11 protein-coding genes are annotated in these 11,538 nt (G+C 57.0%); 6 read left to right on the forward strand and 5 right to left on the reverse strand.

The window, feature by feature from the left end; translation table 11 throughout:
• Positions 1–154 precede the first annotated feature (154 nt).
• On the forward strand, positions 155–364 hold the full coding sequence (locus tag AC1DSG_RS21015; protein WP_477792605.1) for a PA3496 family putative envelope integrity protein: 210 nt from the start codon (positions 155–157) through the stop codon (positions 362–364).
• Here AC1DSG_RS21015 and AC1DSG_RS21020 read toward each other — a convergent pair.
• On the reverse strand, positions 306–1,268 hold the full coding sequence (locus AC1DSG_RS21020; RefSeq protein WP_477792606.1) for a LysR family transcriptional regulator: 963 nt from the start codon (positions 1,266–1,268) through the stop codon (positions 306–308). The two genes, AC1DSG_RS21015 and AC1DSG_RS21020, sit on opposite strands and share 59 nt — an antisense overlap.
• A gap of 191 nt (positions 1,269–1,459) precedes the next feature.
• Here AC1DSG_RS21020 and AC1DSG_RS21025 point away from each other — a divergent pair, with 191 nt between their 5' ends.
• Both AC1DSG_RS21025 and oadA read left to right on the forward strand, forming a co-directional pair.
• Entirely contained in the window at positions 1,460–2,875 is a 1,416-nt protein-coding gene (locus tag AC1DSG_RS21025) for an acetyl-CoA carboxylase biotin carboxylase subunit (RefSeq protein WP_007943377.1), read from the forward strand.
• Between the two features lie 11 nt (positions 2,876–2,886).
• The gene (gene oadA / locus AC1DSG_RS21030) at positions 2,887–4,695 is read left to right on the forward strand and encodes a sodium-extruding oxaloacetate decarboxylase subunit alpha (protein WP_477792607.1); all 1,809 of its coding nucleotides are present in this window, start codon (positions 2,887–2,889) and stop codon (positions 4,693–4,695) included.
• Between the two features lie 76 nt (positions 4,696–4,771).
• On the opposite strand, the gene AC1DSG_RS21035 is transcribed toward oadA, so the two are convergent.
• Positions 4,772–7,285, reverse strand: a complete 2,514-nt coding sequence (locus AC1DSG_RS21035) for an autotransporter outer membrane beta-barrel domain-containing protein (protein WP_477792608.1) — start codon at positions 7,283–7,285, stop codon at positions 4,772–4,774.
• Positions 7,286–7,756: 471 nt separating this feature from the next.
• Here AC1DSG_RS21035 and AC1DSG_RS21040 point away from each other — a divergent pair, with 471 nt between their 5' ends.
• Positions 7,757–9,082, forward strand: coding sequence for a HipA domain-containing protein (locus AC1DSG_RS21040; protein ID WP_477792609.1), 1,326 nt, complete (start codon positions 7,757–7,759; stop codon positions 9,080–9,082).
• Positions 9,079–9,357 (forward strand): helix-turn-helix domain-containing protein, encoded by a 279-nt coding sequence (locus AC1DSG_RS21045; RefSeq protein ID WP_477792610.1) that lies wholly within the window; start codon positions 9,079–9,081, stop codon positions 9,355–9,357. The genes AC1DSG_RS21040 and AC1DSG_RS21045 overlap by 4 nt, the downstream gene beginning before the upstream one ends.
• A gap of 65 nt (positions 9,358–9,422) precedes the next feature.
• Here the strand turns inward: AC1DSG_RS21045 and AC1DSG_RS21050 are convergent, their stop codons facing one another.
• From AC1DSG_RS21050 to AC1DSG_RS21060, 3 genes are read right to left on the reverse strand one after another with little or no spacing between them, the layout of a single operon-like run.
• Entirely contained in the window at positions 9,423–10,094 is a 672-nt protein-coding gene (locus tag AC1DSG_RS21050; protein ID WP_477792611.1) for a GNAT family N-acetyltransferase, read from the reverse strand.
• Positions 10,095–10,111: 17 nt separating this feature from the next.
• The gene (locus tag AC1DSG_RS21055) at positions 10,112–10,558 is read right to left on the reverse strand and encodes an N-acetyltransferase family protein (protein WP_477792612.1); all 447 of its coding nucleotides are present in this window, start codon (positions 10,556–10,558) and stop codon (positions 10,112–10,114) included.
• A 9-nt stretch (positions 10,559–10,567) separates the two neighbouring features.
• A complete protein-coding gene (locus tag AC1DSG_RS21060) occupies positions 10,568–11,191 on the reverse strand; it encodes an FMN-binding negative transcriptional regulator (protein ID WP_477792613.1) in 624 nt (207 codons plus the stop codon).
• A gap of 90 nt (positions 11,192–11,281) precedes the next feature.
• Between AC1DSG_RS21060 and AC1DSG_RS21065 the strand changes: the two genes are divergently transcribed.
• On the forward strand, positions 11,282–11,538 hold a 257-nt coding region (locus tag AC1DSG_RS21065; protein ID WP_477792614.1), incomplete at its 3' end, for a GntR family transcriptional regulator.

Raw genomic sequence — 11,538 nt, forward strand, 5'->3', positions numbered from 1 at the left:
CCCACAGGAGAACGCGATTAAATGTGGGAGCGAGCCTGCTCGCGAAGGCGCCCTCAAACATGACAACTTTCATCTGCCTGTAACCCACCCGCCGCCAAACCGTCATCCCCCGCGCCTATCTTGAAACTCCCGTAATCGCCTTGGGAGACTCGAAATGGCCCAGCCCTACGAAGAACGCRACAGCGCCGCCAAAACCCGTCGTCAGCAAGAAGATCAGCGCCGCATGGAGTTTCGCCGCGCTATCGAAGATCGTTGCGAACGCCGCCAACTGCTGGCCGAGATCGGTGATTTCCCTGATCTGGAGCTCAATTACTGGCACGCAGCGCCGGCAACTTCGCGTCGAAACGCTCAACCAGCGCACTGATCTGCACCCGCTCGCTGCGGATAAACGCAAGGAATGCGTGGGCCACGGGTGAAAGCCGTTTGGCCTTGGCCTGAACCAGACACCAACTGCGGAACAGCGGCAGCTCTTCGACCGGCAACTCAATCAATCCGCCGGTCGCCAACTCAAGGTTCAGGGCGTGGCGCGTCAACAGCGCTACGCCCAGACCCGCCAACACACATTCACGCTGAGCTTCGGCTGACGAGACCTCCTGGGTCTGGTTGAAGTGCACGCGCTTTTCCTTGAAATACTCCTCGCACGCCATTCGTGTCCCGGAACCGGGTTCGCGCAGCAGGAGGGTGTAGGGCTCAAGGTCCTGCAGGCGTAGCGGCCCCATGTGGCACAACGGATGATCCGGTGGCGCCACCGCAACAATCGGGTTGTTGAGGAAGGGCAGGAACTCCAGCCCCATGTCCTGTGGCACCATCGACATGATCACCAGGTCATCGCGGTTGTCTGACAGGCGTCGAATCACTTGCCCCCGATTGACCACCGTCAGTTGCAGGTTTACTTCCGGATGCTGACGTTTAAATGCGGCAAACAGGTGCGGGACGAAATACTTGGCGCTGGACTCTACCGCCAGTTTCAGCTGGCCTTGCAGCGATCCTTGCATGTCTGAAAGCTGCATATCGAGGTTTTCCAGGCGCCCGAAAATATCGCGACTGGCGCGTTGGAGTGCTTCGGCAGCCTCAGTCATGTAGAGTTTTTTGCCAACGTAATCGAACAACGGCTGGCCAATCAGCTCCTCAAGTTGACGAATCTGTAGGCTGACGGCCGGTTGTGTGAGTGACATTTCGTCGGCTGCCCGGCTGTAGGATCTTAAATCACAGACTTCATTGAAAATCTGCAATTGACGCAATGTCATACGCATCAATGACTTACGCATATTGTGTCGCTCCCGCCACAGGCTGATACATCAACTATAAGTCTTTACTTATGCCTGACCCAATTATTATTCATTTTTGTTAATCCCTTGTGGGGGCTAGTGTGGGCCTGCGACTGAATTGAAACATTTGGTCACGCGTCGACCTGATCTAGCAGGTCGTGGGTACCACCGGCTCAAGGGAACCTCCAAAAGTGATAAAAAAGATCCTGATCGCCAACCGTGGTGAGATTGCCGTACGAATCGTACGTGCCTGCGCCGAGATGGGCATTCGCTCGGTCGCGATCTATTCCGATGCTGACCGTCATGCGCTGCATGTGAAGCGTGCGGACGAGGCCCACAGCATTGGTGCCGAGCCATTGGCCGGCTACCTGAACCCGCGCAAGCTGGTGAACCTGGCGGTGGAAACCGGTTGCGATGCGCTGCACCCTGGTTACGGCTTCCTTTCGGAAAACGCCGAACTGGCAGACATCTGCGCTGAACGCGGCATCAAATTCATTGGTCCATCGGCTGAAGTCATTCGCCGCATGGGCGACAAGACCGAAGCCCGCCGCAGCATGATCAAGGCTGGCGTGCCGGTCACCCCGGGTACTGAAGGCAACGTCGCGGGCATCGAAGAAGCCTTGATTGAAGGTGACCGCATTGGTTACCCGGTGATGCTCAAGGCCACTTCCGGTGGTGGCGGTCGCGGTATCCGTCGTTGCAACAGCCGTGAAGAACTCGAACAGGCTTTCCCTCGCGTGATCTCTGAAGCCACCAAGGCTTTCGGTTCGGCGGAAGTGTTCCTGGAAAAGTGCATCGTCAATCCAAAGCACATCGAAGCACAGATTCTCGGCGACAGCTTTGGCAACGTGGTTCATCTGTTCGAGCGTGATTGCTCGATCCAGCGTCGCAACCAGAAACTGATCGAGATCGCCCCGAGCCCGCAACTGACCCCGGAACAGCGCGCCTACATCGGCGACCTGTCGGTGCGTGCAGCCAAGGCCGTGGGTTACGAGAACGCCGGTACCGTGGAGTTCCTGCTCGCCGAGGGCGAGGTGTACTTCATGGAGATGAACACCCGGGTGCAGGTGGAACACACCATCACCGAAGAAATCACCGGCATCGACATTGTGCGTGAGCAGATCCGCATTGCGTCCGGCCTGCCGCTTTCGGTGAAACAGGAAGACATCCAGCACCGCGGTTTCGCCCTGCAGTTCCGGATCAACGCCGAAGACCCGAAAAACAACTTCCTGCCGAGCTTCGGCAAGATCACCCGTTATTACGCGCCCGGCGGTCCCGGTGTGCGTACCGACACGGCGATCTACACCGGTTACACCATCCCGCCGTTCTACGACTCCATGTGCCTGAAACTGGTGGTGTGGGCGCTGACCTGGGAAGAAGCGATGGACCGTGGCTTGCGTGCCCTCGACGACATGCGTCTGCAAGGGGTCAAGACCACCGCCGCGTACTACCAGGAAATCCTGCGTAACCCGGAATTCCGTAGCGGCCAGTTCAACACCAGCTTCGTTGAAAGCCACCCTGAACTGACCAACTACTCGATCAAGCGCAAACCCGAAGAGCTGGCCCTGGCCATCGCCGCCGCCATCGCCGCCCACGCAGGCCTGTGAGGAATATAGCAATGAGCAAACAAATCCACGTAACCGATACAATCCTGCGCGACGCCCACCAATCGCTGCTCGCCACCCGCATGCGCACCGAAGACATGCTGCCGATCTGCGACAAGCTCGACAAAGTCGGCTACTGGTCGCTGGAATGCTGGGGCGGCGCGACCTTCGACGCCTGCGTACGCTTCCTGAAAGAAGACCCGTGGGAGCGTCTGCGCCAACTGCGCGCTGCGCTGCCTAACACCCGTCTGCAAATGCTCCTGCGTGGCCAGAACCTGTTGGGCTACCGCCATTACAGCGACGACGTGGTCAAAGCCTTCGTCGCCAAGGCCGCGGTCAACGGCATCGACGTGTTCCGCATCTTCGACGCCATGAACGATGTGCGTAACCTGCGCGTTGCCATCGAAGCGGTGAAAGCGGCCGGCAAACATGCTCAGGGCACCATCGCGTACACCACCAGCCCGGTGCACACCATCGATGCCTTCGTGGCACAAGCCAAGCAAATGGAAGCCATGGGTTGCGACTCGGTGGCGATCAAGGACATGGCTGGCTTGCTGACGCCATACGCCACTGGCGAACTGGTTAAAGCGTTGAAATCCGAGCAGTCGCTGCCGGTCTTCATCCACTCGCACGACACTGCCGGTCTGGCCGCGATGTGCCAAATGAAGGCTATCGAAAACGGTGCCGACCACATCGACACTGCGATCTCCAGCTTCGCTTGGGGCACCAGCCACCCGGGCACCGAGTCGATGGTCGCCGCCCTCAAAGGCAGCGAGTTCGACACCGGCCTGAACCTGGAATTGCTGCAAGAAATCGGTCTGTACTTCTACGCCGTACGCAAGAAGTACCACCAGTTTGAAAGCGAATTCACCGCGGTCGATACCCGTGTTCAAGTCAATCAGGTACCGGGCGGGATGATTTCCAACCTGGCCAACCAGTTGAAAGAGCAGGGCGCGCTGAACCGCATGAGCGAAGTGCTRGCCGAAATCCCKCGCGTTCGTGAAGACCTCGGCTTCCCGCCGCTGGTAACGCCGACCTCGCAAATCGTTGGCACCCAGGCCTTCTTCAACGTATTGGCCGGTGAGCGCTACAAGACCATCACCAACGAAGTGAAGCTCTACCTGCAAGGCGGCTACGGCAAGGCGCCGGGCACCGTGAACGAGCAACTGCGTCGCCAGGCAATCGGCAGCGAAGAAGTGATCGACGTGCGTCCAGCCGATCTGCTCAAGCCGGAAATGACCAAGCTGCGTGAAGAAATTGGCGCCGTGGCCAAGTCCGAAGAAGACGTGTTGACCTATGCGATGTTCCCGGACATCGGCCGCAAGTTCCTCGAAGAACGCGCTGCCGGCACCCTGACGCCTGAAGTGCTGCTGCCGATTCCTGAAGCCGGTAGCGTGGCCTCGGCCGGTGGCGAAGGCGTGCCGACCGAGTTCGTCATCGACGTCCACGGAGAAACCTATCGCGTCGACATCACCGGTGTCGGCGTCAAGGCTGAAGGTAAGCGTCACTTCTACCTGTCCATCGACGGCATGCCGGAAGAAGTGGTGTTCGAACCGCTCAACGAATTCGTCAGCGGCGGCACCAGCAAGCGCAAGCAAGCCACCGCGCCGGGTCACGTCAGCACCACCATGCCGGGCAACATCGTCGATGTGCTGGTCAAGGAAGGCGACACCGTGAAAGCAGGGCAAGCCGTGCTGATCACCGAAGCGATGAAGATGGAAACTGAAGTCCAATCGGCCATCGCCGGCAAAGTCACCGCCATCCACGTGGCTAAGGGCGACCGGGTGAACCCGGGCGAAATCCTGATCGAGATCGAAGGCTGATTTAACAGCCTCGATACAACGCTTTAAACCTCGGGGGGGCATGTGCTCCCCTTTTTTTTCGCCCGGGATTTGAGGGTTAGAAGCTCATTCGCCACTGACCCGTTACGCCATGGTTTCGGCTGTCGGTACCGAACTCACTGTTAAGGCTTACCCCCAAAGTGTGCTTGGCTGACAAACCGAGATCCAGACCTGCATCGACCAACAGGCTGTCACGATCCAGTGGTGCACCGGAAACGGTGAAGTCTTTCCCGCCCGTGACCAGTCGTTGTCGGGTATTGCTGTCGACGTCGCCAAACGTGTGTTTCCAGCTGGCTGTGAATCTCGGTGTTAGTTGCATGCCGTTATCCAGCGTGTTGAGCTTCGCCAGTCGCAGGCCGAATGTGCTGTTCACGTTGTTCTGGGTTTGACTGTGGACCTTCAACGCAGCCGCGCCTCCTTTCTCCGTATAGCCGTCCCGCTGATAGCGTTGATAGCCAAGGCCGGCAAACGGCTCAATGCTGACGTGGGCACGGCCCAGGTTGTAGCCGACTTCCGCGAACGCCTGCTGGGTGTTGGCGTCGTAGCGGCCTTCGGGGCGATCGCTGAAACCTTTGAAGGCAACCCGGCGTTTCGTGTGTCCGTCGTGATTGCTGTAAGTCGCACCGAGGCGCAGCGACACAGGACCGTCCTGGCGCAGGGCATAGGTGCCCACGTGCCAGCTGTCGAGATCGCCGTCGAGGCCGCGGCTGTCCAGTCGCGTTGCGGATTTGCCACCCAACACACCGATGCGCCATTGCTCATCGATGCCCCAATCTGCGCCGAGAACCAGACCTTGTGTTGAGAATACAAGGGCGTCGTTATCGCTATCCAGTGTTCCGCCGAGGCCTAGCGCCTGGAGCCAGACCCTGCCGTTGTTTTCACCGCCAGCGGCTACACGCGGTGCATTTTTCTGATTGCCAAATACAGCTGCGCTGTCGAGCTGGCGCATGGCCGAGAGCATGGTTGCGCTGATGGGGCTGTCGCTGTTGAGCGTCGCCTTCGCGAGATTGGCGTTGTTGCCTGCGGCCAGCTGTTCAATGGCATGAGACGCGGTGGTTTTGTCGCTACCGAGCAGGGCAGCTATAGCTGCGTTTTCAGGGCTGGATGGTTTGGGTGCGGTCGTCACGGGATGGGTAGCGGCGGGTGGGGTTGTCGCCGTAACGGGTTTGTCGGTGGTGGGTGGAGTTACGGCTGTCGGTGGTATTTCAGCGGTATTCATTGGCGCATTGGCAGGGAGGGACGTATCGGCGCTTACCGGTATATTGAGTTCATCTGAAAGGGTCATTGCAATGTCAGTTGGCGCCAGCGCTTGCGGTATTACCATCGGATCCACGATGCCCTGAGCGTCTTCACGCTCGTTAGTGACGGGATGGGTAGCCGCGGGTGTAGTTTGCGCTGTAACGGGCTGGTCGGTGGTCAGTGGGGTGGCGGCTGACGCTGGAAGCTCAGCAGTATCTGTTGGCGCAGGGACAGGGTCGGAAGTATCGGCGTTTACCGACGTATTCAATCCTTCCGAGACGGTTAATCCATTGTCAGAAGGCGTCGGCACTGGTGGTGATTCCATCGGCTCTACCAAGCTTTTGCCGGCCTCCTGTCCATTTTTAGTGATAGCGACGCTCTCGAAAGGCACATCGTTTCGGGCGTAGGTCAGGCCGACGGTCTTTGCCTTGTAATGGGGAGTAGCGGTCATGAATGCCAGTTCGTTTACGATTCTGCCAAACTCCCCCTTCACCTTTTTTGCTTCGATAATCGTGTACTGACTGCTTGGCGGATGATCACCCGGTACCGCAACAATTTTCAGTGTGGCATCGCCGAGGCTGGCAGTGCCGTCGACTTTGATCGTCTCCCCACGGCCATCGGGGGAGACCTCGTAAGCAAGAACACCGGTGCTGGAAAGGTTCAAGTCGCCTTTGACCCTTGGGGCGCCTTGTAATCTATCGATGTYGAGCTGACCCAAAACCTCCAGACCGCCGACAGTACCTTTGCCTGCAAACTGACCGCCATTCTCAACCGTCACGATTCCCTTTATTTCGCCATTGTTGAAGAGCTGCCCGGCCGCACTGGCCTTGCCGTTGATTTTTCCGTTATTGGTCAGAATGCCCTTATCAAGTACCGCAACTTCGTCTTTGAAATCTCCTTTACTGGTCAGCGTCCACTCTCCCGCCGAAACGTACAGATCGTTGAAATTACGGGTGTTCCCCAGCTGGCCGCCATCAGTACCGATGAGCTGGATAACATTGGTGCCTTTACCTCCATCCACGCGGCCTTCGAAGCTGCCACCGTTTTTGACAATGATGAGGGCATCCCGGTCTTGCGGCTTCACGGAAACACCCCGAAGTGCGGGCTGAGGCGAATCAATCTCGGACGTGAATGTGCTGGCCGCGCCTGTAAAGGCTTGAAGCCGGGCAAGCGGGTCCGCTGGCGTAGCCTCTGGAAGCTGGGTTACCTCAACGAGGCTCGTTGGCTCTGCTTGATCTGTCAGTTGTTGAGCGTTTGTAAACTCAGTGCAACCCAGCGTAAGCGCAATGGCCAATGCCAGGTGTTGTGGGCGTAATGTGTGTTGAACAGACATAGGGTTCGACCTCTTTTTAATGAAGGTCAAACTCTAAATATCGGCCTTGGATACCGATGTCAGGCGGTTCTGGAGGGTATGCAGGCGGTGTCAGATTGCTCGATGTAGAAAATCTTCCACTGTTTGAGTGCAGTGGTTTTTAACGCTTCGAACCGACGACCTTTTCTTACAAAAAATCGAGTCACCGGAAGCGATCGCACACTCAGAAACTCATTTGCCTTTGCCCAAAAAGCCGTGATTGCGGCTGTTACTCCTAATCTCACCAGAACCAAGCCATCTCGATCCGGATGGCTTTTACAGAATGATGCCTGCGCTACACCTATGTGCAATTTGATGCACATTTTGTCGTCCAAAACGCAAAAAATGCATTCTAATGCGTAAATTGGTACCGCAGTCAGCCTGTAACTGCACTATATTGCAAACTGCGTATCATTTTTGGATGTGCTAACGCATTTAATTGCAGGTGGATTTATGTACGCACTGACACTCCAGGCATACACGTCCGGGAAATGGCTGGATGCGATGACGTTGGTTTTTGTTGAGCCAGAAAAGGGATTTGAAGGCCCCTGCCGGTTTGGTTACAAAAAAGACTATGTAGCCAATAACTTTGAGTACATCGAATCGCCTTTCTCCAAAGCAGTCAGCGCCAGGTTGCCATTGGATTGGGATAGTACTTCACTGAAAAAAGCGCCTGCTTTCCTGCTCGACATAGCTCCTGCGGGCGCCGCCAAACGCTTTCTCATGGCACGAGTTGGGCAAGAAAAACCCGAAGGAATCAGCGCTGATTTGTTTTTGCTGGGGCGAAGCACACCAGCGCCTATTGGCCACATGCGTATCAAAGAATCCGTTGATGCTGTCGTTGAAAGGGTTGCAATGGGCTTTCCACGCAACGAAGTGGTCGACCGCGATAATACTTTTCTGGAGTACGCCTACGAGCAGGGTGCCGCAATTGGTGGGGCAACCGGGGCCGGAGGAGAAGCGCCAAAACTGTTGATGTCGGAAGGTCGAGACGGCTTGCTCTATCCAGATGCTGTGATCAGCGACGATCAAGTGGTGCAGCATTGGTTTGTAAAGTTTGCTCGTAACAAGGGAACTCAGACAGACCAGATTATTCTCAGAAGCGAGTTCCACTATTACAAGGCATTGCACGCTCTAGGTATCGAGACTGTCGCGGCAGATGGACTCGCATTGGAGGAAGCGAATAAGCCAAGCCTTTGGATGCAGCGCTTTGATCGCAAAGTGACAAATCAGGGTGTTGAGCGTTTGGCGGTTGAATCGATTTACTCGCTGGCGGGTGTGACGGTGCCCGGTAGTTACATGGACCATCTGGAGGTAATCCAGCATCTGGCTCAACTCTGGACACTGGCCGGGCAGGTCGATCAGATCCCCGATCTGGTGTCCGATTATCTGCGAAGAGACTTGCTCAACAAAATTCTTGGCAACTCCGATAACCACGGTCGCAACACCTCGATTATTCGCGACACCGACTCCTTTCGCCTCGCTCCAATTTACGACTTGGCTCCGATGGTGATGGACGATGAAGGGGTCACGCGCACGACTAAATGGCCAAAGCACCTGGAGGTAGCGGGCGAGGTGAAATGGCGAGAGGTTTGTAATGCCTTGGCAATGATCGGAGATCCTGAAGCCCTGTATGAGGGGTTACGAAAGGACGCTGATCACCTATTGGCTCTGCCAGACATTCTTACCGCTAGCGGTCTTCCTGAAGTCACCATGAATCATCCAGCGATTGCCCTGAGAAATCTTGAGCAGCGCTTGAAAAACTGGGGGCTGAAATGACCATTTCCATTGATGCTCGGGCTTTGTTGATTGAAAGTATTCAAGAGGGGCTGGCTCAAGGCACGCTTGAGATCAGCGAAGCAGTTCGCCGGTTACGAGTCGAGGTCACAGGCTTGCACCAGACCCAATTCGCAAAAATGTGCAAAATCTCGGTACGCACGCTGGTGCATATCGAACATGGAGAAGGGAATCAAACGCTGAAATCGCTGAATGCCGTGTTCAGGCCGTTTGGCCTGAAGATGGGCGTAGTGCGGATTCGACGCGACTTGAGTTGACACAACAGCACGAAATTTGTGGCGAGGGAATCCTCGCCACAGGTACGACGAAAAACCGCAGGCGCTTACGCTCGACACTCCACCAACGTTTTCACCTGCCCCGATCCCGTCTGGTTCTCATCGCTCAACCAGCGCTCAAACCCCGCGCCAATAGCTGGCCATTCCGAGTCCAGAATCGAATACCACGCTGTGTCCCGGTTCTGCCCCTTCACCACCATGTGCTGGCGGAACACGCCTTCAAAACTGAACCCCAATCGCTCGGCCGCGTATTTGGAGCGGGCGTTGCCGTTGTTGCACTTCCACTCCAGACGGCGATAACCCAGTGCAAACGACTCCTTGGCCAGCAGATAAATCGCCTCGGTACTTTTCGGCGAACGCTGCATCGGTGCGCCGAAGGTTACATGGCCGATTTCGATGCGACCTTGTGCCGGGACAATCGACATCAGACTGAGAATGCCCTGCACCTCACCGCTGACACGGTCGATCACGCTGAAGAAATACGGATCGCTGTTGGCCGCATGGTTGTTCAGCCAGTCGTTGAATGCACTGCGTTCCGGGAAAGGCCCATAGGGCAAATAGTCCCAGAGTTTCGGATCGGCACCCGGGCCCTGCAAGGCCCTGAACAAACCCTCGCCATGACGCGCCGGGTCGAGTTTTTCCAGGCGAATGAAACGCCCTTCGATGGTTGTAACGGTGGGGGCCGGGGCGCCTTTCCAGTCTGCGAGTGAAGTCGACATGTTGTTCTCCTTGAACCTTAAAGGGCTTTTCGAAACTGGATGAAACCGGGGCGTTCGGCGATGCGCTCGTAGAGCTGGATCGCGGTGGCGTTGGTTTCGTGGGTCAGCCAGTGGACTTTGCTGCAACCGTCCGCTTTGGCGGTGGCGTAGACGAATTCGATGAGCTTGCGGCCGACGCCGGTGCCGCGGGTTTCCGGCGTCACCAGCAGGTCTTGAAGATAGCAGGAGTTTTCGATGCTCCAGTTCGACCGATGGTAGATGAAGTTCACCATGCCGACCGCTTTGCCATCGATCCACGCCAACGCTGAATGTGTCGGTTCAGTCGGGTCGAGCATGCGTTGCCAGGTGCTGTCAGTGACCGGGTCAGGCAACTCGGTGTTATAGAAACGCAGGTAGGCTTGCCACAACGGCAACCAGGCAGCGTGATCGTCGGCGCTGACCTGGCGAATTTCAATCTGATTCATGTTCATTCCTTAACGCATCAAGTGGGCGAGCGCCTGGTCGTGCACATCGGGGCTGGCGGCGAGCCCTTCGCGCACACCGGCGATGTCTGCGGCGCTGCGGTTCTGGCTGAGCTTGCGTTTGCCTTGCAGCCGCTGGATCGGCAGGGCAAACCCGACAATCGCCTTGAGCATGCCGTCGATGTAATCAGCAGGAGCATCCGCGACTTTCCACGGCTGGGCACGGCCGGCTTCGTGACGATCAGTCAACGCGCTGACCAGGTTGAGCAGGCGCTCGGCATCGCTGAATACGTCGGCGATGCCATAGGCATGTACCGCGACGTAGTTCCAGGTCGGCACGACTTTGCCGTGTTCGGCTTTGCTCGGGTAAAACCCCGGGCTGACGTAAGCATCGGCACCGGCAAAGATCACCAGCGCTTCGGCGCCGTCCTGCAGTTCCTTCCACTGAGGATTAGCCCGGGCGAAGTGACCGTAAAGGGTGCCATTCGGACCTTCGTCCGGTTTGAACAACAACGGTAGATGACTGGCTTGCAGACCTTGTTCGCTGTGGGTCACCACCGTGGCGAGGCGGGTGCCGAGGATCTGCTGGTGCAGTTCATCCAACTCTTTAATAGCAAAGCTGCTGGGGTTGTACATGGAAATATCCCTTGGCGAATGCCTCCATCCTAGGCAGGCTATTGGTCTGTTGTAAGAGCCATTAACGATCAATTTCATAGGTCCATTGCAATGACCGACGCGCCACTCTCCCTGTCGTTCAACCCTGCCGGTATCGAACTTGATCGGCGTCAGGGCCTGAGTCGTCAGCTTTATCAGGCATTGCGCCTGCGAGTGCTGGACGGGCGACTGGCCAGCGGCACGCGATTGCCGGCCAGTCGCGATCTGGCGGCGGCGCTGGCGATTTCTCGTAACAGCGTGGTGCGAGCCTACGATCAGCTCTATGCCGAAGGCTTTATCGAAGGGCGCGTGGGGGATGGGACTTACGT

This window comes from Pseudomonas sp. P5_A12, assembly GCF_056400685.1.